Annotated in this window: 18 protein-coding genes and 1 pseudogene; 10 read left to right on the top strand and 9 right to left on the bottom strand. The window is 70.4% G+C overall.

Translation table 11 applies throughout. From position 1 onward, the window contains the following. Both WDW90_RS17095 and WDW90_RS17090 read right to left on the bottom strand, forming a co-directional pair. Positions 1 to 144, bottom strand: a pseudogene (locus WDW90_RS17095) (biotin synthase BioB); the annotation flags it as partial. A 59-nt stretch (positions 145 to 203) separates the two neighbouring features. Then, the gene (locus WDW90_RS17090) at positions 204 to 1,088 is read right to left on the bottom strand and encodes a fumarylacetoacetate hydrolase family protein (protein ID WP_336488605.1); all 885 of its coding nucleotides are present in this window, start codon (positions 1,086 to 1,088) and stop codon (positions 204 to 206) included. 397 nt (positions 1,089 to 1,485) lie between these two features. On the opposite strand from WDW90_RS17090, the gene WDW90_RS17085 reads away from it, so the two are divergent. After that, positions 1,486 to 2,829: an OmpP1/FadL family transporter gene (locus WDW90_RS17085; protein ID WP_336488604.1), complete on the top strand. Its 1,344-nt coding sequence runs from the start codon at positions 1,486 to 1,488 to the stop codon at positions 2,827 to 2,829. A 106-nt stretch (positions 2,830 to 2,935) separates the two neighbouring features. On the opposite strand, the gene WDW90_RS17080 is transcribed toward WDW90_RS17085, so the two are convergent. Further along, on the bottom strand, positions 2,936 to 4,729 hold the full coding sequence (locus tag WDW90_RS17080) for a PHA/PHB synthase family protein (protein ID WP_336488603.1): 1,794 nt from the start codon (positions 4,727 to 4,729) through the stop codon (positions 2,936 to 2,938). A 150-nt stretch (positions 4,730 to 4,879) separates the two neighbouring features. Between WDW90_RS17080 and WDW90_RS17075 the strand changes: the two genes are divergently transcribed. The 4 genes from WDW90_RS17075 (at position 4,880) to WDW90_RS17060 (ending at position 7,627) form a co-directional block, all read left to right on the top strand. After that, entirely contained in the window at positions 4,880 to 5,242 is a 363-nt protein-coding gene (locus tag WDW90_RS17075) for a hypothetical protein (protein WP_336488602.1), read from the top strand. Positions 5,243 to 5,355: 113 nt separating this feature from the next. Next, entirely contained in the window at positions 5,356 to 6,573 is a 1,218-nt protein-coding gene (locus WDW90_RS17070) for an LL-diaminopimelate aminotransferase (RefSeq protein ID WP_336488612.1), read from the top strand. Positions 6,574 to 6,845: 272 nt separating this feature from the next. Further along, positions 6,846 to 7,058, top strand: coding sequence for a hypothetical protein (locus WDW90_RS17065; protein ID WP_336488601.1), 213 nt, complete (start codon positions 6,846 to 6,848; stop codon positions 7,056 to 7,058). 227 nt (positions 7,059 to 7,285) lie between these two features. Beyond that, positions 7,286 to 7,627, top strand: a complete 342-nt coding sequence (locus WDW90_RS17060) for a hypothetical protein (protein ID WP_336488600.1) — start codon at positions 7,286 to 7,288, stop codon at positions 7,625 to 7,627. On the opposite strand, the gene WDW90_RS17055 is transcribed toward WDW90_RS17060, so the two are convergent. Next, the gene (locus WDW90_RS17055; RefSeq protein WP_336488599.1) at positions 7,542 to 8,567 is read right to left on the bottom strand and encodes a hypothetical protein; all 1,026 of its coding nucleotides are present in this window, start codon (positions 8,565 to 8,567) and stop codon (positions 7,542 to 7,544) included. The genes WDW90_RS17060 and WDW90_RS17055 overlap by 86 nt on opposite strands. 43 nt (positions 8,568 to 8,610) lie before the next feature. Further along, positions 8,611 to 8,958 carry a DUF3140 domain-containing protein gene (locus WDW90_RS17050; protein WP_336488598.1) on the bottom strand — a complete coding sequence of 116 codons (348 nt, stop codon included), beginning with the start codon at positions 8,956 to 8,958 and terminating at the stop codon, positions 8,611 to 8,613. A 179-nt stretch (positions 8,959 to 9,137) separates the two neighbouring features. Between WDW90_RS17050 and prfB the strand changes: the two genes are divergently transcribed. Next, positions 9,138 to 10,266, top strand: a protein-coding gene (gene prfB, locus WDW90_RS17045) for a peptide chain release factor 2 (RefSeq protein WP_336488597.1) whose coding sequence is annotated in 2 segments (ribosomal slippage) — positions 9,138 to 9,206 and positions 9,208 to 10,266 — 1,128 coding nt in all. Because the reading frame shifts where the segments join, the coding sequence is not laid out codon by codon here. A gap of 42 nt (positions 10,267 to 10,308) precedes the next feature. Here prfB and WDW90_RS17040 read toward each other — a convergent pair. Together WDW90_RS17040 and WDW90_RS17035 are read right to left on the bottom strand one after the other, a co-directional pair. Next, positions 10,309 to 11,463: a M23 family metallopeptidase gene (locus WDW90_RS17040; RefSeq protein ID WP_336488596.1), complete on the bottom strand. Its 1,155-nt coding sequence runs from the start codon at positions 11,461 to 11,463 to the stop codon at positions 10,309 to 10,311. Between the two features lie 87 nt (positions 11,464 to 11,550). Next, the gene (locus WDW90_RS17035; protein ID WP_336488611.1) at positions 11,551 to 12,018 is read right to left on the bottom strand and encodes a peroxiredoxin; all 468 of its coding nucleotides are present in this window, start codon (positions 12,016 to 12,018) and stop codon (positions 11,551 to 11,553) included. Between the two features lie 136 nt (positions 12,019 to 12,154). Here WDW90_RS17035 and WDW90_RS17030 point away from each other — a divergent pair, with 136 nt between their 5' ends. Further along, complete coding sequence (locus WDW90_RS17030; protein WP_431311058.1) at positions 12,155 to 15,604, top strand: YhdP family protein; 3,450 nt, start codon at positions 12,155 to 12,157, stop codon at positions 15,602 to 15,604. Between the two features lie 108 nt (positions 15,605 to 15,712). Here WDW90_RS17030 and tyrS read toward each other — a convergent pair whose 3' ends face one another. Continuing rightward, positions 15,713 to 16,990, bottom strand: coding sequence for a tyrosine--tRNA ligase (gene tyrS / locus WDW90_RS17025; protein ID WP_336488595.1), 1,278 nt, complete (start codon positions 16,988 to 16,990; stop codon positions 15,713 to 15,715). A gap of 139 nt (positions 16,991 to 17,129) precedes the next feature. Between tyrS and WDW90_RS17020 the strand changes: the two genes are divergently transcribed. The 3 genes from WDW90_RS17020 (at position 17,130) to ribB (ending at position 20,561) form a co-directional block, all read left to right on the top strand. Beyond that, entirely contained in the window at positions 17,130 to 18,263 is a 1,134-nt protein-coding gene (locus WDW90_RS17020; RefSeq protein WP_336488594.1) for an anhydro-N-acetylmuramic acid kinase, read from the top strand. Positions 18,264 to 18,339: 76 nt separating this feature from the next. Beyond that, a complete protein-coding gene (gene aroC / locus WDW90_RS17015; RefSeq protein ID WP_336488593.1) occupies positions 18,340 to 19,443 on the top strand; it encodes a chorismate synthase in 1,104 nt (367 codons plus the stop codon). 38 nt (positions 19,444 to 19,481) lie between these two features. Continuing rightward, positions 19,482 to 20,561, top strand: a complete 1,080-nt coding sequence (gene ribB, locus WDW90_RS17010) for a 3,4-dihydroxy-2-butanone-4-phosphate synthase (protein WP_336488592.1) — start codon at positions 19,482 to 19,484, stop codon at positions 20,559 to 20,561. A 46-nt stretch (positions 20,562 to 20,607) separates the two neighbouring features. Here ribB and WDW90_RS17005 read toward each other — a convergent pair whose 3' ends face one another. Continuing rightward, positions 20,608 to 21,537, bottom strand: a complete 930-nt coding sequence (locus tag WDW90_RS17005) for a histone deacetylase family protein (protein WP_336488591.1) — start codon at positions 21,535 to 21,537, stop codon at positions 20,608 to 20,610. Positions 21,538 to 21,689: the final 152 nt, after the last annotated feature.

Genomic DNA, 21,689 nt, shown 5'->3' with positions numbered 1-21,689 from the left:
GTTGTGCGCGCGGTGCACCTCGGCCGCCCGGAACACGAGGTCGAGGAGCGGCAGGTCGTGGATCGCCTGGATCTCGGCCACGCTCCAGTCGTGGCGGATCGCGGGTCGTTCGGGCAAGGGCAGGGGGGCCGGGCTCTGCGTCATGGGACCACAAGGCGGAACTCGGCCGGAAAATCAAGCCGGCCCGGGGCCGCTACCATCCGTCAATTCGTCGGCATGCCCGCCGCGACCTTGGCGGTCCAGTCGTCGAAGGCGATCACCTCCTGGCGCTGCTCGCCGAGGCCGTCGATGCCGAGGGTCATCACGTCGCCGCTGCGGAGGTAGCGCGGCGGCTTGCGCCCGAGGCCGACCCCGGGGGGCGTGCCCGTGGTGATGACGTCGCCGGGCTCCAGCATCATGAAGTGCGACACGTAGGCGACGATCTGGGCCAGGTCGAAGATCATCGTGCCGGTCGAGCCGGTCTGCATCCGCTCGCCGTTCACGTCGAGCCAGAGGTCGAGGCGCTTGAGATCGGGGACCTCGTCGAGCGTCACGAGCCAGGGACCGAGCGGCCCGAAGGTCGGGCAGCCCTTGCCCTTGCTCCAGGTGCCGCCGCGGTCGAACTGGTACTCGCGCTCCGAGACGTCGTTGCAGATGCAGAGGCCCGCCACGTAGCCCATCGCCTCGTTGGCGTGGACATAGGAAGCCCTGGCGCCGATCACGAGAGCGAGCTCGACCTCCCAATCGGTCTTGGCCGAGCCCTTCGGCAGGATCACGGGGTCGCTCGCGCCCGACAGGCAGGAGGGCGCCTTGTTGAACAGGACGGGCTCGGTGGGGATCGGCGCGCCGGTCTCGGCGGCGTGGTCGGCGTAGTTCAGGCCGATCGCCACGAAGTTCCGCGTGCCGCCGACGCAGGGGCCGAGCCGGGTCTCGGCGGGCAGGAGCGGCAGCGTTTCCGGGTCGATCATTCCGAGCCGGCGCAGCGCATCCGGGGCGAGGGCGGGGCCGCAGATGTCGCGCAGGATGCTGGAGAGATCGCGCAGGCCGCCCTGCCGGTCGATCAGTCCCGGCTTCTCGTCGCCGGCCGCTCCGTGACGCACCAGTTTCATCGCTCAAACGCTCCCTCGCCGCAGGATCGATCCCGATCCCTCGGAAGGTGGTCCAGGGCCGGGCGCGGTCAAGGCGGCGCGGGCGTCCGGCGCCGGACCGGTTGTTGCGGGAATCCCACACGATCGGCACAAAACCGCCGAACCCGCGCATTCTGCAATGCGGCATGCACGATGATGCAGAACGTTTAGATGTAAACGAATCTTGCCGGAACGGTACGCTACCTGACGCCGCGGCCATTATACTACCGTATTACAAGTAAGTTTTGACATAATCGATGTGAAAACTGTAATCTTGCGGGGATTGCGAAATGACCGCAAGCAGGGCAATGTAATGTGCAAGGCGCTGCACCCGTACTGGGGCGGGATAAGGAGTGCCGCGATCAAGGTTGGAACGGACATGACGAGGACTTTTCGCGCGCTCGCACTGGCCGGGGTCTCGGGGGCGGTCATGTCGCTCGGGGTGAGCGGCGCGATGGCCGGCGCCTTCGGCCTGCGGGAGCAGAGCACGATCGCGGCCGGCATGGCCGATGCGGGCGCGGCCTCCGGCGCCGGCGGCGTCTCGTCGATGTTCTGGAACCCGGCCACCGTGACGATGAGCCCGGGCTGGGTCACCGAGCAGAACCTCACCTTCATCAATCTCTCGGGCAAGATCACCCCGACCGTCGGCACCCCGCCGGGCTTCGCGGCCCTCGGCGGCTCGGGCGAAATCGGCCAGGGTGCCGTCCTGCCCTCCGGCGCCACCTCCTACCAGCTCAACGACCGCCTCTGGATCGGCATCCAGACCGGCGCCCCGTTCGGCCTCGTCACGAAGCCGCGCGACGTCTGGGCGGGCGAGCTCTACGGTCGCTCGAGCCGCATCTTCTCGCTGGCCTTCAACCCCGTCGTCGGCTTCAAGGTCAATGATTGGCTGTCGGTCGCGGCCGGCCCGAACATCGAGTATTTCCGCCTGACCCTGCGGCAGGCCGTGCCGCTCTCGCCGCCGCTCCCGCCGGCCATCCTGCCGAGCTCGTTCCTGAAGGGCGATTCCTGGGACGTCGGATTCACCGCCGGCGCGCTGATCACTCCCTGGGCCGGCACGGCGCTCGGCGTCGGCTACCGCTCCTCCGTCCATCACGACATCGAGGGCTCGATCGGCGTGCCGCTCGTCGCCCTGGCGCCGGTCGCCGGCCAGGTTCGCGCGAATTTCAACACGCCCGACAAACTCAGCGTCGGCGTGACCCAGGCGATCAACCCGGTCTTCCGCGTGAACTTCGGCTTCGAGTGGGACAATTGGTCGAGGGTCGGCACGATCGGCGTCGTCTCGGTCGCCCGCGGCGTCCCGGTGAATTTTCTGCCCCTGAACTACAAGGACGGCTACCTCTACTCGGTCGGCGCCGAGTACGATTGGTCGCCGGCCCTGACGTTGCGGGCGGGCGTCTCCTACGAGCAATCGCCGATCGACTTCTCGAACCGCTCGGTCCGCCTGCCCGACAACGACCGCGTGAACCTCGCCGTCGGCGCGAGCTACCGCTGGAGCGAGAAGCTCACGCTCAACCTCGCCTACTCGCACCTCTTCCTCGACAGGGCGCGGATCCTAGCGGGCGCGGGCCGCGACTACGACGTGCGCAACGCGCTCGGCCAGAGCATCCCCTTCGCGGGCTACGCAGACGGCAGCGCCGACATCGTCTCGGTCGGCTTCCGCTACGTCTTTGGCGAGCCGACGCCCGCACCCGCGCCGGCGCCGCTGATCCGCAAGTTCTGAAAGCGGAAAGCCGGCACGGCGGCCTGCCGGCCGGCTCCAGTTACGAGGAAGCCGGCGGGAGGCGTCCCGCCGGCTTCGTCCGTTCGACGCCCGAGGCCGCGGCGCCTCAGGCCTTCACCCGCACGTAGGTGCCGGGCGCCGGCCCGAGCGAGGGCAGGACGCCGCAGCCGGGCTCGCGGGCCGGAACCCGCTCGGGCGCCTGCTTCTCCAGCCACGCGAACCAGTAGGGCCACCACGAGCCCGGCGTCTCCGTCGCCGCCGCGATCCAATCCTCCAGGCGGCCCTTAGCGGGGCCGCCGGTCCAGAAGCCGTATTTAGGCTTGGCGGGCGGGTTCACGACGCCCGCGATGTGGCCGGACCCAGCCAGCACATAATCGACCTTGCCCCCGAACTTCGCGGAGCCCTCGAAGACCGAGCGGGCCGGCGCGATGTGGTCCTCGCGGGTGGCGAGGTTGAAGATCGGCACCTTCACCTTCTTGAGGTCGAGGCGAACGTTGCCGAGGATCATCTTGCCCTTCGCGAGATTGTTCTCGAGATAGCAGTTGCGCAGGTAGAAGGAGTGGTTGGCCGCCGGCATCCGGGTGGCGTCGGCATTCCAGTAGAGCAGGTCGAAGGCCATCGGAGCCTTGCCCTTCAGATAGTTGTTCACGACGTAGGACCAGATCAGGTCGTTCGGCCGCAGCATGTTGAAGGCGTTGGCCATGCGCGAGCCGTCGAGATAGCCCTGCTTGGCCATCCGCGCCTCGATGCCCTTGATCTGATCCTCCCCGGCGAAGACCTTGAGGTCGCCCGCATGGGTGAAGTCCACCTGCGTGGTCAGCAGCGTCGCGCTCTTGATGCGCCGGTTGCCGGTCGCCGCCTGCATGGCAAGGGTCACGGCGAGCAGGGTGCCGCCGACGCAGTAGCCGGCGGCCGCCACCTCGGTCTCGCCGGTGGCGGTGCCGATGGCATCGATCGCCGCCTCGATGCCCTCGCGCATGTAGCTCTCGAAATCCTTGTCGGCGTGGCGCTCGTCCGGGTTGACCCAGGAGATGCAGAACACCGTCAGCCCTTGCGAGACCATCCAGCCGATGAGGCTCTTCTGCGCGTTGAGGTCGAGGATGTAGAACTTGTTGATCCAGGGCGGCACGATCAGGAACGGGCGCTTCAGCACTGTCTCGGTCTGCGGCGCGTACTGGATCAGCTCCATCAGGTCGTTGCGGAAGATGACCTCGCCGGGCGTCACCGCCACGTTGCGGCCGACCTCGAAGCCGGAGGGGTCCGTCTGGCGGACGCGCAGCTCGCCCTTGCCGGCCTCGATGTCCTCGGCGAGCATCTTCATGCCGCGTACGAGGTTTGCGCCGCTCTCGTCGAAGGTGTGGCGGATCAGTTCCGGGTTGGTCAGCACGAAGTTCGAGGGCGAGAGCGCGCCGACGATCTGGCGCAGATAGAACTGCGCCTTGTGGCGGGTGTGCTCGTCGATGCCCTCGGCGTTCTCGACGAGGTCCTCCGCCCAGCGCGAGGTGATGAGGTAGCTCTGCTTGAGGAAATCGAAGACCGGGTTCGTCGACCAGTCGGCATGGGCGAAGCGGTTGTCCTTGGGCTCCGGCACCGCAACCGGAGGCGCCGCCTCGCCCTGCAGGCGAAACCAGGTGGAGCCCCAGAGATTGATGAACGACTCGCTGAGCTTCGTCTGGGCCTCGAGGGATTTCTGCGGGTCGGAGAGCCACTTCTCGGCCACCAATCCGAGCGTCCGCACGATGTCGCCCACCTCCTCGGACGGGCCGGCCGGCACCCCGTCCCCATCGATCGGCTTCATGTAGGTGGCCGCGGTCCGGCCGAACTCCTCCACGAACAGGCTGGCATTGCGCGACAGCGCCTCGATGTCGGGCAGCTGCGGCGTCGTCTTCTGCGTCGTCACGCGTGCGTCACTCCCTGTCTTCCGCGCACCTTCGGCTTCCGCGGCCGGCTCCAGACGGACAAAGCGTTCCTGAAGCCTCGTTTCCGACAAATTAACGCTCCACCTCGACATTCCGCCAGAGCGCCGCGCAAATTGTCGAAACAGAACGCCATGTTTCCCTCCCGCCTCGTCCTGCGCGCCCTCGCGGTCATCGGAACGGCGGCCTCGGCAGCCTGCTCGGGCGACGTGAATCCCCTTCGGGCGGCCGCGATCGAGTCCGGCTACGGCGCGAAGCCCATCGCCGCGCCCGACTTCGTCACCGAATCCCGCAAGGGGGGCGGCGACTTCCTGCCGGTGGGCATTTCGGCCCCGGCGCGTCCCGTGCGTGCGAAGTCGGCCGAGGGCCAGAAGGCGCTCGAGGCCGAGCTCGAAGGGGCCCGCAACCGCAACGAGGCGCAGGGGCGTGCGGCGGAGGGCGCCGCGAAGGGCGGCGTCAAGAGCCTCGCCGCGCCGAAGCCGGCGCCGGCCGAGTAGGGCGTTTTTGGGGTCGGCGGCATCGGCCTGAGATGCTAGACAGGCCGATCCCGCCGCGACGACAGCGTGAAGCGCGCAGAACGGGATCCGCGCCGATGGACACTTTGAAGGCCATGACCGACTTCCACCGCATCAAGCGCCTGCCCCCCTACGTCTTCGAGCAGGTGAACCGGATCAAGGCGGCGGCCCGAGCCAATGGCGCCGACATCATCGATCTCGGGATGGGCAACCCCGATCTCGACGCGCCCAAGCACGTCATCGCCAAGCTCGTCGAGACCGCGGGCCGGCCGCGCACGGACCGCTACTCGGCCTCGAAGGGCATCGCGGGGCTGCGCCGCGCCCAGGCCGGCTACTACCAGCGCCGCTTCGGCGTGACCCTCAACCCCGACACCCAGGTCGTGGCGACGCTCGGCTCCAAGGAGGGCTTCGCCAACATGGCGCAGGCCATCACGGCGCCGGGCGACGTGGTGCTGGTGCCGAATCCGAGCTACCCGATCCACGCCTTCGGCTTCCTGATGGCGGGCGGCGTGATCCGCTCGGTCCCGGCCGAGCCGACGCCGGCCTTCTTCCCGGCGGTCGAGCGGGCCATGCAGCACTCGATCCCGAAGCCGGTCGCACTCGTGGTCTGCTACCCGTCGAACCCGACCTCCTACGTGGCGTCGCTCGACTTCTACCGGGACCTCGTCGCCTTCGCGAAGCGCCACGAGATCATCCTCCTGTCGGACCTCGCCTATGCCGAGGTCTATTTCGACGGCGAGCCGCCGCCCTCCGTGCTGCAGGTGCCGGGCGCGATGGATTGCACGGTCGAGTTCACCTCGCTCTCGAAGACCTACTCGATGGCGGGCTGGCGCATGGGCTTCGCGGTCGGCAACGAGCGGCTGCTCGCGGCGCTGACCCGCGTGAAATCCTACCTCGATTACGGCGCCTTCACGCCGATCCAGGTCGCGGCGACGGCCGCCATCAACGGACCCGACGATTGCATCAGGGAAATGCGGGCGATCTACCGGAAGCGCCGCGACGTGCTCGTCGATTCGTTCGAGAAGGCGGGCTGGAAGATCCCGACGCCCACCGCCTCGATGTTCGCCTGGGTGCCGATCCCCGAGAAGTACCGGGCGCTCGGCAGCCTCGAATTCTCGAAGCTCCTCGTCGAGAAGGCGGATGTGGCGGTGGCGCCCGGCATCGGCTTCGGCGAGTACGGCGACGAGTTCGTCCGGATCGCGCTCGTCGAGAACGAGCAGCGCATCCGCCAGGCCGCGCGCAACATCCGGCGCTTCTTCGAGACCTCCGACCGGACGCTGCACAACGTCGTGCCGATGGCCAAGGCCGTCTGACGCCCGTTCCGGGCACCCGTTCGGCCCGCCGGCCGGCCTCCCTCCCGAACGGGGGAGGGGACCCGCATGCGATCCCGCACGGACCGGGTCGCGCACCGTCGAGGATCGGGTTTCCCTCGACGCGGGCCGGGGCATTCGGGCCCCGCCGCCATGTTGCGGCGGGGAGACAGGCTCCGGCAAAGCGGCGCCGCGCAGCTCGCGGCGCTTGTCAGGTGCCGCCACGGTCCGCAGGGTCGAGCCGGACTTTTCCGAGACCCGCGTCCGAGGGTTGTATGCGCCGCCTGAACCTTCTCGCCGCCCTTCTGCTCACGGCCGCCGCCGGCGCCTGCGCGCCGAACCCGATCATCGCCCGCGATCCGGTTCCGGCGCCGGGCCCCGAAGTCGGCTACGTCTGCGATTCCCGTCCCCTCGTGCTGAACGCCTTCGACACGCGCTGCGACCCGGTGGCGCGCGAGCAGCAGGTGGTGGTACGGGCCAAGGGTTGAGACAAGGGTTGGGCCATGGGCTGAGCCAGATGCGCGGCCCGCCGACGGGATCCGAGGCCGGGCATGCCCGGCCTCTCGCGTTTCGCAGGCGGGCCTCGCGTCACCGGCCGCACCATCGGACTTTCCTGTGGCGGATGCGCCGGCGCAACGGACAACGGGCCACGCCCTGGTCCATAGTCAGGCGTCGCCCCGAACGGGCCGCCCGAGCGACGCAGCGGAGCAAAAGCGTGAACGCCGCCTACAGAACCGCCCTTGCCGCGAGCTTGCTCGGCCTCGCCGCCGGCCCGGCGCCGGCCCAGCCGGTACCCTATTACTACACCGCGCCGGATGGCCCGACCGTCCTGCAGACCGACCCGGGCACGGGCCAGCCCGTGGTGCCGCCCTTCCGGCCGGATCTCGGCGCCGTGCCGGCGATTCCCGTGCCGCACGTGATGAACGGCGGCGGCTTCGGGCTGACCGGCTTCGACTATTACAGCGACAGCCTCAGTGAGGGGCGCTTCGGCGCTCGGCGGCGGCCGAAGGAGTTTGTGCTGGCTCCGGCCCTGATCGGGCCGCCGCCGGGACGCTGAGGCAGGCCCGCAAGCCGGGCTCCGCCGCGTCGAGGAAGGCGGCGGACCAGCGCTCGGCGCTCGGGCCGTCGAGGTGCGAGCCATCGATGGTGCCCAGGCCCGCGACCCTCGGCAGGACGAGCCGGGCCCCGATCTCCGCGGCGAGCCGCGCCGCGGCGCCATCCGCGCTGTCCTGCGAGTTCGGCACGGCCGTCAGGAACAGGCAGCCCGGCTCCACGCCGAGCGCCGCCAGGAAGGCCAGGGCGCGTGCGGCCGTCCCGGGGCCCGGCTCCGCGATCGGCGCGCCGGGCTCGGCATCGATCTGCGTGGCAGGCCCAGCCGGGCGCAGGCTCTCCTGCCAAGCCCAGGCGCCGTCGGAGCGGACCCGGTGGAGCGCCGTTCTCGATCCACGGCAGAGCAGGCGGCTCTCCCATCGCCCGCAGAGGGCCGCCCGGATTTCGAGGGCCAGCTTGGTGCGCAGGGCCGCGACATAGGCCTGGGCCGGCGCGTCGCGCAGGCGCGTCGCGGGTTGCGAGAGCCGGTCCGTGAAGAACGGGTCGGCATTGACGATCAGCGCCCGCGGCCGGCTGCCGGCGTGCGCGAGCGCCGTCAGGGCGAAGGCGCTGCCCTCGGCGTAGCCGAAGCCGGCCCGGTAGAATGGGATGCCGGCCTCCGCGAAGCGGCGCGCCGCCGCCTCGGTCGAGAAGGCGAACTGGGCCCGGCTATTGCCGAGCACGACCACCTGCGCCCGGCCGAGCGCCGCCACCGCCGCCGGCTCCAGCCCGAGTGCGAAGGCCGCGTGCTCGTAATCGCCGATGCCGCGGCACTCCGCCAGGAAGGTGTCAGGCACCGAACTCGGCCGGCAGCGCGCGGCCGCGGGCAGGCGCCCGAACACCAGGGTCGCGCCGCCGCAGACAAGGACGAGCGCGAGGAATGCCACCGAGAACCGACGCCAGGCCATCCGCCCCGCTTAGCCGAATTTCACGCGGGCCGAACCGGGGGCGTCAGTCTTTCATGGGATCGTGGCCCCAGTTCATCAGCGACATCCGCCAGGGTGAATCGGGATCGTTGCGGGCCTTGCCGCCCTGCGCGAGATGGCGGTGGACGTAGGAGACGACCTTGCGCATGTGGGCGTAATCGTCCTCGCTGAGGTCGCTCTTCGCCTTGTCCTTGATCTCGAGGATGCGGCGGCCCTCCCGGTGTCCGGTCGATTCCCCGCCATCCGTCTTCTGGCCGACGGCTTGGCTCGCCTCGCTGTCGAGATGCTTGCGCAGCGCGGCGGGCGTCATATTGACCGCCTCGCCGAACGCCTTCCAAGTCGCCTCGTCGTCGTGCGTGCTCGAATTCGCCATCGAAGTCCCTCACAGGCTGCAGATCGGTTCGCCCGACAACGTCCGAGAGCGGGTAAGTTTCGCCTGCCCGCGGGTCCGCGCGTCGCAGACGCGCCGTTTACAGCGCTCCGGCGCGCCGGTATCACGCCGGTCCACGCCCCCGGACGGGCGGCCCACGCGAACGAGCGACCCACCCCAAGATGCGCGCCGAGATCGAACAAGCCTCGGATGCCGCCAAGCAGTCGATCGGACTGCTGAGGAGGCATCTTTGACTGGGATACCGTCGAGAAACGCCTCGCGGAGCTGAACGCGGCCTCCGAGGACCCCGAACTCTGGAACGACGCCGAGGCCGCGCAGAAGGTCATGCGCGAGCGCACGCAGCTCGACGAGGCGGTCTCCGCCATCAAGCGGCTGGAGCAGGACCTCGACGACGCCCACACCCTGATCGAGCTCGGCGAGGCCGAGGACGACGAGGGCACGATCCGGGAGGGCGAGGCGTCGGTCCGGGCCGTCGAGGCCGAAGCCGCGCGCCGCCAGATCGAGAGCCTGCTCTCGGGCGAGGCCGACGGCTTCGACACCTATCTCGAAGTGCATTCGGGCGCGGGCGGAACCGAGAGCCAGGATTGGGCCAACATGCTCCAGCGCATGTATGCCCGCTGGGCCGAGCGCCGGAAGTACAAGGTCGAGATCGTCGAATGGTCCGACGGGGAGGAGGCCGGGATCAAGGGTGCCACGCTCCTGATCAAGGGCCACAACGCCTATGGCTGGCTCAAGACCGAGTCGGGCGTGCACCGGCTCGTGCGGATCTCGCCCTACGATTCGAGCGCGCGTCGCCACACCAGCTTCGCGAGCGTCTGGGTCTACCCGGTCATCGACGACCGGATCGAGATCGAGATCAAGGAATCCGACTGCCGCATCGATACCTACCGGTCGTCTGGCGCGGGCGGCCAGCACGTCAACACGACCGATTCGGCGGTGCGCATCACGCACAACCCGACCGGCATCGTGGTGGCCTGCCAGCAGGAGCGCTCGCAGCACAAGAACCGGGCGACCGCCTGGAACATGCTGCGCGCCCGCCTCTACGAGGCCGAGCTGAAGAAGCGCGAGGAGAAGGCCAACGCCGAGGCCGCCGCCAAGACGGATATCGGCTGGGGCCACCAGATCCGCAGCTACGTGCTGCAGCCCTACCAGCTCGTGAAGGACCTGCGCACGGGAACCCAGTCGACGAGCCCCGACGACGTGCTCGACGGCGATCTCGACCCGTTCATGGAAGCCTCGCTGGCCCAGCGCGTCTACGGCGGCGCCGGGGCGGTCGAGGATATCGACTGAGGCCGGCCGGGCCACGTCACGCGGGCCGCCCGCCGGGCGCGCTCACCGGTCCACGTTGAACTGCCACGCGTCGAGCTGCGCGCCGGCCCGCAGGAAGCGCTGCGGGTCGACCGGCTCGCCGTCGATGCGCGTCTCGTAATGCAGGTGGCTGCCGGTGGAACGGCCCGTCGAGCCGACCCGGCCGACGACGTCCCCGGCCTGCACCCACTGGCCCGGCGCAACGCCGAGGCGCGCGAGATGGGCGTAGCGCGTCGTGACGCCGTGTCCGTGATCGATCTCCACCATGTTGCCGTAGCCGCCGGCGGCTTCCGCGGCGGTGACGCGGCCCGGCGCCGTGGCGCGTGCGGGTTCGCCGGTCTCGGCCTTGAGGTCGAGGCCCGTATGCAGCGCGAGGCCACGGGTGAAGGGATCGATCCGGGTGCCGAAGCCGCTCGACAGGGCGTAGGCGCCGAGGAGCGGCCGCCGCAGGGGCAGCGTCCCGGTCACGCGGCGCAGGCGCTGCTCGTCCCCGAGGACGCGCTGGGCCCGGGCGAGATCGATCGCGAAGGCATCGGCGCTCACCGGCACCAGCGGGCCGCCGAGCCCGGCAACCGGCCGCTCGAAGCGCGCCGGATCGACGCCCGTGCGGGCGAGCAGGCTCTTCAGCTGCCCGGCGCCGCGCCCGGCCCGCGCCGTGATCGCCTGCAGGCCGCGGGACTGCGCCTTGGCCACAACGTCGAGGCTCCGCTCGAAGGCGGCGAGCCGCGGCCCGAGGCCGTGCGCCGAGTGGCGCTCGGCCGGCGCGGGCCCGTCGCCGGTGCGAAGGTCGAGGGCGTCGAGCGGCGCCGAATCGGCGGCCGGCAATGCCCCGGCCTCCGGCTCGGCCGCCGGCGCCGCCGCGATCTCGGCGAGCGCCGCCTGCCGCTTCTCGAGCGCGGCCTGGCGCTCGGCCAGCTCCGAGAGGCGCACCTCGACGGCCTCGCGCGTCAGCGAGCGGTCCGAGGCGGCCCGGTCGAGCCGGGCCTGCATGTCGGCGATGCGGGCCTCGTAGCGGGCCTGCGGGACGCCCTGCCGCGCCAGGAAGCGGGCCAGCACCGCGTCGTGGAAGACGAGGGCGTAGGTCGCCGCCCCGGCCCAGAGCGCCGTCAGCCCGCAGCCGCATCCGAGCAGCACCGTGAGGCGCGTGCGGGCGGTCTTGGCCGGTCGAGGGGCGTGCATGTGGGGGAGACCCGGATGGCGAGATGCCATTAGGCCCCGGGTAGGGTTAACGAAGCGCGAAGCGCCCGCGCGGCTGCGGCCGCCGCGTCACGGCAATGCGCGGGCCGCTTCCAGAACATCCTCGGCATGGCCCGGCACCTTCACCTTGGGCCAGACCCGGGCGATGCGGCCGTCGCGGTCGAGGAGCATCGTGGTGCGCTCGACGCCCATGTATTTCCGGCCGTACATGCTCTTCTCGACCCAGACCCCGTAGACTTCGAGCATGCCCTTGGCTTCGTCCGAGGCGAGCGGGACGGTGAGGCCGTACTTCGCCCGGAACTTGTCGTGGCTCTTCACCGAGTCCGGCGAGACCCCGATCACCCGGGCATCCGCCGCCGCGAAGGCGTCCTGCAGGGCGTTGAAGCCCTGCGCCTCGAGGGTGCAGCCGCTCGTGTCGTCCTTCGGGTAGAAGTAGAGCACGACCTTGTGACCCTTCAGGCCCGACAGGGCGATTGCCTCGCCGCCCGCACCGGGCAATTCGAAATCGGGCGCCTGATCGCCGGTATCGAGGGGCATCATGCCTTCCTTTCGGCCGATTGCTGGTATGCGGTGAGGAACGCCATCCGCGCGACACGCCGACAGGTGCCGACGTAGCCCGGACGACCCTCGCTTTAGGACGGGAGGTCGCGCCGATCCAGCGGTCAAGGTTCGAATGGTTGAGGAAACGGACCAGGGACTTCGCATGAAGCCGCCGGCCCGTCGCTGGACCGGCATCTGCCTCTGGACGGCGCTCTCGCTGGTATTCCTGCTCGGCCTGGGACTCGGCATCGGGGTGCTGAGGCTCGCCTCCGGCCCGCTGCGGGTCGACGGCCTCTCCGAGCGCGTCGCCTCGGCAATCGCCGACCGAATCGGGCCGGGCTGGCACGTCTCCCTGCGCGACAGCGCGGTCGAGCTCGACAGCGAGCACTCGCTGGCCCTGCGCGTCGCCGGGCTCGACGTCCGCAATCCGCAGGGTGCCCTCGTGGTGCGTGCGCCGCTCGCGGTCGTCAGCCTCGATACTTGGGGCCTGCTGCGTCTCGCGGTGCAGCCGCGATCGATCGAGTTCCGCGACTTGCAGATGACGGCCCTCGTCCACCGGGACGGCTCGATCGCCTTCGCGGCCTCCGAGCCGGCCCACCCGGGCGACATCAAGCCGCACACCCTGCCGAGCGTCGACCCGGCCCGCGGCAACGTCTCGCCGCTCTCGGCCTCGGTCGCCTCGATCTTCGGCGTCGTGCTCGATTCGGCGGGCGTGATCGGCGCCCTCGACCGGGCCCGGCTCACCAATGCCCGGCTGACGCTGATCGACGACGACGCGCGCCAGCGCGCCGTGTTCGAGCGCGTGAACGGCCTGTTCGGGCGCGACCCGACGCAGGACGCGCGCGTCTTCGAGCTGCGCATCGACGGCCCGCACGGCGAGTGGCGCTTCGGCGGCAACCTGCGCGAGGCCGGCGGCACGCGCCGCACCGGCATCATCACGCTCGACGACCTGCCGGTGACCGACCTGCTGCTTCTCTCGGGCCAGTCGAAGCTTCCGATCACCACGGACCTGAAGCTGTCGGCCAAGGCCGACGTCGCCCTCGACGCCGGGCGGATCGAGGGCATGAAGGCCACCCTTCATACGAGCGACGGAAACTTCCTCATCGAGGAGAAGGACTTCAATCCGGTCACGATCGAGAGCCTGCGGGCGAGCGCGAGCTGGGACGAGCGTGCCCGTGTGATGAATCTCGACGCTCTCGACTATCTGGGGGCGGGCAACGCCGTGCATCTCACCGGCGCCTGGACCGAGAGCCCGGCTGGGGCCGACACTGCCTGGACGGCCACGCTCTCCGGCCGCGACGCGATTTTGAGGGGCGCGAGCGCCGGCGACCAGCCGGTGAAGATCGCGACGATCGACGCCCGCCTCACGGGCCGTGCCGGCGGCATCGCCATCGACGATCTCAGCATCGCGGGCGAGGGCCTCGGCGGGCGGATCACCGGCACGATCGGGACCACCGGCGACGATGACGGTCTGACGCTCCACGTGACCGCCGCCAACACCGATGCGCGCACCGCCCTGCGGCTCTGGCCCGAGCACATCGCGCCCCCGGCCCGGAACTACCTCGTGGACGAATTGCGCGGCGGCCGGGTCGATTCCGTGGACATCACGGTCGACATGTCGGCGGCCGAGCTCGCCGCCGCCACGAAGGGCGATCCGATGCCCGACAACGCGGTGCACATCACCTTCGCGGTCTCGGACGCGACGCTCGCCGTCTCAAATGACGCGCCGCCGCTCACGCATGGCCGGGTCGGCGGCGTGATCACCGGGCGCACCACGACGATCCGCGGCGTCACCGCCGACATCCGGATGCCGGACGGGCGCAGCCTCGCTATCTCGGACGGCACATTCGTGATTCCCGAGATCACGCCCGACAAGGTGGTCGCCCAGATTGGGCTGCGTCTTGGTGGCGGGGCCGATGCCCTGGCCGCGCTGCTCCAGACCAAGATGTTCAGGAGCCTCGTCAGCGCCGATCTCGACCCCGCCGCGATCCGGGGCAATGCGGACCTGCGCATCGATTTCCCGCTGAACCTCAAGCACATCCCCGACCTGCCGGACCTGCCTGTCACGCTCGGCGGCTCGCTGACTGACCTCACGGTGGACAAGGCTTTCGGCAAGGAGAAGCTCGAATCGGGCAAGTTCGCGGTCTCGTACGACAGGTCTGGCTTCACCCTGAAGGGCGACGGCAGGATCGTGGGCTCGCCCGTCGGGATCGACCTGCGCCAGCCCAAGGCCGGAGCGCCCGGCGAGGCCCTCGTCAGCCTGAGCCTCGACGAGGCGCTGCGCGCCCGCAAGGGCCTGCCGGTCGCGCCCCAGCTCACGGGCACGATTCCGGTAAAGGCGGTGGTGCCGATCGGGCGTCCGGCCAGGACGCCGATCAAGGTCGAGGCCGATCTCGGCCGCGCCGGCATCGACGGCCTGCTCCCGGGCTTCACCAAGGCGCCCGGGAAACCCGGCCGCCTCAGCTTCGCGCTGATCGACAACGGCGCGGGCAACGGCATCGACCTGCGCGACATCGTCCTCGACGCCGCGCCGGCGGCGGCGCGCGGATCCGCGTCGCTCAACGCCGATGGCGGTTTCGAGCGGGCGGAACTCTCGACCCTGAAGCTCTCGCCGGGCGACGATATGCGGGTCATGCTCGACCGCAGCGGCGCCGGCTACCGCATTGGCGTCAAGGGTGCGGTGGCCGACGCGCGACCGTTCCTTCACTCGCTCTCGGGCAGCGACGCGAAGCCGGCGAAGGACGCGAACTCCAAGGAGATCGAGGCGGACATCGCCCTCAACATCCTGACGGGCTTCAACGACGAGGCGCTGACCAATGCGAGCCTCAAGCTCACGATGCGGGGCCGGGAGGTGCGCGCGGCGAGCTTCCAGGGCCGCTTCCGCGCCTCGCCCTTCACCGCTACCATCTCGCGCGGCGAGCGCGGCATCCCGGTCCTCGCCCTCGAGTCGCTCGATGCCGGCGCGACGCTGCGCTTCGTCGACATCTACAAGCGCATGTACGGCGGCAAGCTCGCGCTCAGCACCTACATGAACGACGGTCCGCAATCGGGCGTCATCCAGATCCGGAGCTTCACGCTGCGCAACGAGCCGGCCCTGTCGAGCATCATGGCGCAGGGTCCGGCGAGCAGCGAGGTGGTCGATTCCCGCGGTCGCAGGCGCACGGTCCAGGGCCAGGCGAGCGAGGTGACGTTCGACCGGATGCGCGCGAACTTCGTGCGCAATGGCAGCCGCGTCGACTTCACCGACGCGGCGATCTCGAACGCCGTGATGGGCTTCACGCTGAGCGGCTACCTCGACGCGGGCAAGGAGCGAACGGACATCACCGGCACCTTCGTGCCGCTCTACGGCCTCAACAACGTGGTGGCCCAGGTGCCGCTGTTCGGCCCGCTGCTGGCGGGCGGCCACAACGAGGGCCTGTTCGCGGTCAATTTCCGCGTCGCCGGCAAGCTCGGCTCGCCCGACGTCAGCGTGAACCCGCTCTCGGCGGTCGCCCCCGGCTTCCTGCGCAAGCTCTTCAGCGCGGGCGGCAGCAACGACGCCTTCGCGGACGGCCTGACGGGGAACGCCGCGAGCGACCGATAGGGTGCGGCGTCCCCGGCCGGGCGCCGGCTTACGCAGCCATTGACATGGAGGGCGCGACACGCGCCCGTTCCGGGACGGCGAGGGATCGCCGGCGCTCGGAATGCTCCCTCACTCCGCCCGCAGCAGGACGTGCTTCTTGCGGCCGAAGGAGAGCTTGATCACGCCCTCCGCCGTGAGGTCGGCCTCGCGCAGCACCGCGCGCTCGTCGCCGACCGGGACGTCGTTGACGCGCAGGCCGCCGTTCTTGATCTGGCGCCGCGCCTCGCTCGTCGAGGGGACGAGCTTGGCGTGCTCCGGGCCGAAGGCGGTGAGGATGCCGAGGCCGGCCGCGAGCAGGGCGCGCGGCACCGTGACGGTCGGCAGGTCGGCCGCGAGCGTGCCCTCCACGAAGGTCTTGCGGGCCGTCTCGGCGGCGGCCTCGGCCGCCTCGCGGCCGTGCATCAGCGCGGTGGCCTCAGTGGCGAGGACCTTCTTGGCCTCGTTGATCTCCTGTCCGCCGAGGCTCGCCAGCCGCGCGATCTCGGTCATCGGCAGCAGCGTGAACAGCTTCAGGAAGCGGGAGACGTCGGCATCCTCGGTGTTGCGCCAGAACTGCCAGTAATCGTACGGGCTCAGCATGCCGGCATCGAGCCAGACGGCGCCGGCGGCGGTCTTGCCCATCTTGGCGCCCGACGCCGTGGTCAGCAGCGGGCAGGTCAGGCCGTAGAGCTGCGGCGTGCCGAGGCGGCGCCCGAGATCGATGCCGTTGACGATGTTGCCCCATTGGTCCGAGCCGCCCATCTGCATAATGCAGCCGTAGCGCCGGTTCAGCTCCACGAAGTCGTAGGATTGCAGGATCATGTAGTTGAACTCCAGGAACGAGAGTTCCTGGTCGCGTTCGAGCCGCAGGCGCACGCTGTCCATCGACATCATGCGGTTGACCGAGAAATGCCGGCCGATGTCGCGCAGCATCTCGATGTAGTTCAATCTCGTCAGCCACTCGGCGTTGTCGACCATCAGGGCCTTGCTGCCGCCCTCGCCGAAGTCGAGGAAGCGCGCGAAGGTCTTCTTGATGCCCTCCTTGTTCTCCTCGATCTGCTCGATCGTCAGGATCTTGCGGGTCTCGTCGCGCCCCGAGGGGTCGCCGACCCGAGTCGTGCCGCCGCCCATCAGCGCGATCGGCTTGCCGCCGCTCGCCTGGAGCCAGTGCAGCATCATGATCGACAGGAGATGGCCGACATGGAGCGAGGCCGCCGTGCAATCGTAGCCAACATAGGTGGTGAGCCGCCCGTCCAGCGCCGCCGCATCGATGCCGGCAAGGTCGGAGCCCTGGTGGACGTAGCCGCGCTCGGTCAGGATCTTCAGGAAATCGGAGCGCGGCGCGAAGCTCTCGGTCGGGGTTGTCATGGCGGCGATCGATCTCGACGGGTTCGGCCGGCAGGAGCGGGCGGGACAGGGTCGGGACCCGCGTGCTAGCTCCTGGGCTTTGACACAGTGCGCCGGCTCTTAGCAGGGCGCCCACCGAAAGGCACGGGGGCGGTTCGACATGACGATGATGCGCGCGATCGGGCTGATGAGCGGCACCTCGCTCGACGGGGTCGACGTCGCCCTGATCGAGACGGACGGCGAGCGGGTCAAGGTCGTCAAGGGCCACAACAACTTCCTGGAGCCGCTCGGGCCGACCGGCTATCGCGGCTACCAGGAGGAGGAGAAGGCGCTCCTGCGGGCGGCGACCAAGGACGCCGAGAGCGTGATCGCGCCGGGCGACCGTCCGGGCCGGCTTCCAGCCGCCGAGCAGTTCGTGACGGACGCGCACGCGGAGGCCGTTGAGCACTTCCTCGCCGAGAACGGCCTCGCTGCCTCCGACATCGACGTGATCGGCTTCCACGGCCAGACCGTGATCCACCGCCCCGACCACCGCATCAGCATCCAGATCGGCGACGGGCAGGCGCTGGCCCGCCGCCTCGGGATCGCCGTGGTCTCCGACCTGCGCCGGGCCGACATCGACGCGGGCGGGCAGGGCGCGCCGCTGGTGCCGATCTTCCACAAGGCGCTCGCCGAGGCCTCGGGCTTCTTGGGCCCGTTCGGCATCCTCAATATCGGGGGCGTGGCGAACGCGACCTTGATCGATTCGAGGGGCGGCATCATCGCCTTCGATACCGGCCCCGGCAACGCCCTCATCGACGAGTGGATGCAGGAGCGGGAGAACAAGAACCTCGACGACGGCGGGCGCACCGCCGCGCGCGGCCGGCCCGACGAGCCGCTGCTGGCCTGGCTCCTGACCCACCCGTTCTTCGTCCGCCGCCCCCCGAAATCGCTCGACCGGAACTGGTTCTCGCACAAGCTCGCGGGCCAGCTCTCGACCGAGGACGGGGCGGCCACGCTCACCGCCTTCACGGCCCGCGCGGTCGCCCGCGCCCTCGACCATGCCCCCGAGATCCCGACCCGCTGGATCGTGGCCGGGGGCGGGGCCCGCAACGGCGAACTCGTCCGGCTCCTGAACTATCACCTGCGCGCCGAGATCACGACCGCCGACGCGATCGGCTGGTCCTCGGCCTATCTGGAGGCGCAGGCCTTCGCCCACCTCGCGGTGCGCTCGCTCAAAGGGCTGCCCATCACCTTCCCGTCGACCACCGGCGTGCGCGAGCCGATCACCGGGGGCGTGCTGGCCCGCCCCTGAGCGCGAGCCGGAAACGGCGCCGCGCCGGCGGATCGGATTTGTGGGCCGGGCGATCCCGCGCTAGAGCGGGCGGGCCATGTCGCACAACAGCTTCGGCCACCTTTTCCGCGTCACCACCTTCGGCGAGAGCCACGGGGTCGCGCTCGGCTGCGTGGTCGACGGCTGCCCGCCCGGGCTGCCGCTCGAGGCCGAGGAGATCCAGGCCGAGCTCGACCGCCGGAAGCCCGGCCAGTCGCGCTTCACCACGCAGCGGCGCGAGCCCGACGCGGTGCGGATCCTGTCCGGCGTCTTCTCCGACGACCGCACGGGCGGGCGCCAACTCACCACCGGCACGCCGATCGCGCTGATGATCGAGAACACCGACCAGCGCTCGAAGGACTATTCCGAGATCCGCGACACCTACCGGCCGGGCCATGCCGACTACACCTACGACGCCAAGTACGGCATCCGCGACTACCGCGGCGGCGGGCGCTCCTCGGCGCGCGAGACGGCGGCCCGCGTCGCGGCAGGCGCCATCGCCCGCAAGGTCCTGCCGGCCGGCTTGATCATTCGCGCGGCCCTCGTCCAGATGGGCCCGCACGCGATCGACCGGGCGAACTGGGACTGGGAGGAGGTCGCCCGCAACCCGTTCTTCTGCCCGGATGCACGAGCGGCGGCCGATTACGCGACCTATCTCGACGGCATCCGCAAGGACGGCTCGTCCGTGGGGGCCGTGATCGAGGTGGTGGCCGAGGGCGTGCCGCCGGGCCTCGGTGCGCCGGTCTACGGCAAGCTCGACGCGGACCTCGCCGCAGCCATGATGTCGATCAACGCGGTCAAGGGCGTCGAGATCGGCGACGGCTTCGCCTCGGCGGCGCTGCGCGGCGAGGAGAACGCGGACGAGATGCGGGCGAGCAACGACGGTACCCCGGTCTTCCTCGCCAACCACGCGGGCGGGATCCTGGGCGGCATCTCGTCGGGCCAGCCCGTCGTCTGCCGCTTCGCCGTGAAGCCGACCTCCTCGATCCTGACGCCGCGCCGCTCGGTGAGCCGGGACAACTGCGACGTCGACGTGATCACCAAGGGCCGCCACGACCCCTGCGTCGGCATCCGGGCGGTGCCGGTGGCCGAGGCCATGATGGCCTGCGTGCTGGCCGATCACTATCTGCGCCATCGGGGGCAGGTCGGGACCCGCGCCTGACCCCGCCGCGCCTCAGCCCTTCGAAGAGACCTGACCCCGTGCCCCATACCAGCGTCACCGAGGCCGTCGAGGCCTTTGCCCGCGGCGAGATCGTGGTCGTCACCGACGACGACGACCGCGAGAACGAGGGCGACCTCGTCGTCGCCGCCTCCCTCTGCACGCCGGAGAAGATGGCCTTCATCATCCGCAACACCTGCGGCATCGTCTGCGCGCCGATCACGCTGGGGGAGGCGCGGCGCCTGCGCCTCGATCCAATGGTCGCCTCGAACGACGCGCCGCTCGGCACCGCCTTCACGGTGACGGTCGACGTCAAGCACGGTCTCACCACCGGCATCTCGGCCGAGCAGCGCTGCAACACCGTGCGGGCGCTCGCCAACGGCAACATGGGCGCCTCGGATTTCGTGCGGCCGGGCCACGTCTTCCCGCTCATCGCCAAGGACGGCGGCGTGCTGATGCGCTCCGGCCACACCGAGGCCGCGGTCGATCTCTGCAAGCTCGCGAGCCTCCCGCCCGTGGGCGTGATCTGCGAACTCGCCAACGACGACGGCACCGTGATGAAGGGGCCGCAGATCGACGCCTTCGCGGAGAACCACGGGCTGAAGCGCGTCTCGGTGGCGGACCTGATCGCCTACCGGCAGGCGCGCGACAAGCTCGTCGAGCGGGTCGGCCATTTCCCGGTCAGGACCGAGTTCGGCGAGTTGACGGGCTACGCCTACACGACGCCCTTCGAGACCATCCAGCAATTCGCCTTCGTGCACGGGCGCATCGGCGACGGGCGCGACGTGCTCGTGCGCCTCCACCGCTCGAACGTGGTGGCGGACGTGATCGAGGGCGGAAAGCAGATCGAGAGCGTGATGGCCCGCTTCGCCAAGGAGGGCCGCGGCATCCTCGTCTACCTGCGCGACGGCACCGCGGGCGTCCCCCTCTCGCGCTTCGCCGAGGAGGAGGGCACGGAGGCGCAGCGCGTGCGGCAGTGGCGCGAGGTCGGCCTCGGCGCCCAGATCCTGCGCGACCTCGGCGTGGTCTCGATCCGCAACCTCTCGACCTCGTCGCGCGCCTATGTCGGCCTCTCCGGCTTCGGCATCGAGATGCTCGGGGACGAGCCGATGGATGGGTGAGGCGGGGGCCGAACGTCCTGTTCGGATCCCGTTGGAGGGCGCCCCGTCACCGCCCCATCAGCGCATCGACATGCTCGGCCACCGAGCGGGCGAGGCCCTCCAGGCTGTAGCCGCCTTCGAGCACCGAGATTAGCCGTCCTCCCGCGTGGCGGTCGGCGAGATCCATCAGCTTGCGGGTGGCCCAGCCGAAATCCGCCGCTTCGAGCCGCAGGTTGGCGAGCGGGTCGAGGCGGTGCGCGTCGAAGCCCGCCGAGACGATGATCACGTCGGGCCGGAAGGCTTCGAGGCGCGGCAGGATGCCGATCTCGAAGGCCTCGCGGAACACGGCGCCGTCGTCGTTCGCGTGCAGCGGCACGTTGACGACCGTGTCCTTGCCGCCTCGCTCGGAGGCCGCGCCGCTGCCGGGAAAGAGCGGCATCTGGTGCGTCGAGGCGTACATCACGCTCCCGTCGTCCCAGAAGATGTCCTGGCTGCCGTTGCCGTGATGCACGTCCCAGTCGACCAGGGCGACGCGCTCGGCCCCGTGCGCCGTGCGCGCGTGGCGCGCGGCGATCGCAGCGTGATTGAACAGGCAGAAGCCCATGGCGCGCGTGCGCTCGGCGTGGTGGCCGGGCGGGCGCATGGCCACGAAGGCGTTGGCGCACTCCCTTCGCATCACGGCGTCGACCGCGTGCACGGCGCCGCCGACAGCCCGCAGGGCGGCCTCCAGGGTGCCGGGCGACATCAGCGTGTCGCCGTCGATCTGGACGTAGCCATCCTGCGGCGCAGCCTCGATGATCGCCTCCACGTAAGCCGCCGGGTGCGCGAGGGTCGCGGCCCGCGGATCGGCCTTCGGGGCCGAGCCCCGCACGAGGCTCGCGAAGCGCTCGGCCTCGAGCGCGCACTCGATCGCGCGAATCCGGTCCGGGCATTCGGGATGGCCCGGAAGCGTGTCGTGGTCGAGCGCCGAGGGGTGGCTGACATACAGGGTGCTCACGATCGTCCTCCCGGCGGCGATCCTTCGGTGGACCGCTCTGTCGCGCCCGCGCAACAAGCACGGCAAATGTGCCACGGGATCGTGCTTCCGGGCTACGGAGGTCTGCGCTCCGCCCTTAAGCTGCGCAAGGCCCTGTCCACCCTAAACGCGAG

This window comes from Methylobacterium nigriterrae (assembly GCF_037106235.1).
GTDB classification, from domain to species: domain Bacteria; phylum Pseudomonadota; class Alphaproteobacteria; order Rhizobiales; family Beijerinckiaceae; genus Methylobacterium; species Methylobacterium nigriterrae.
This window is presented reverse-complemented; position numbering and strand designations above follow the sequence as displayed.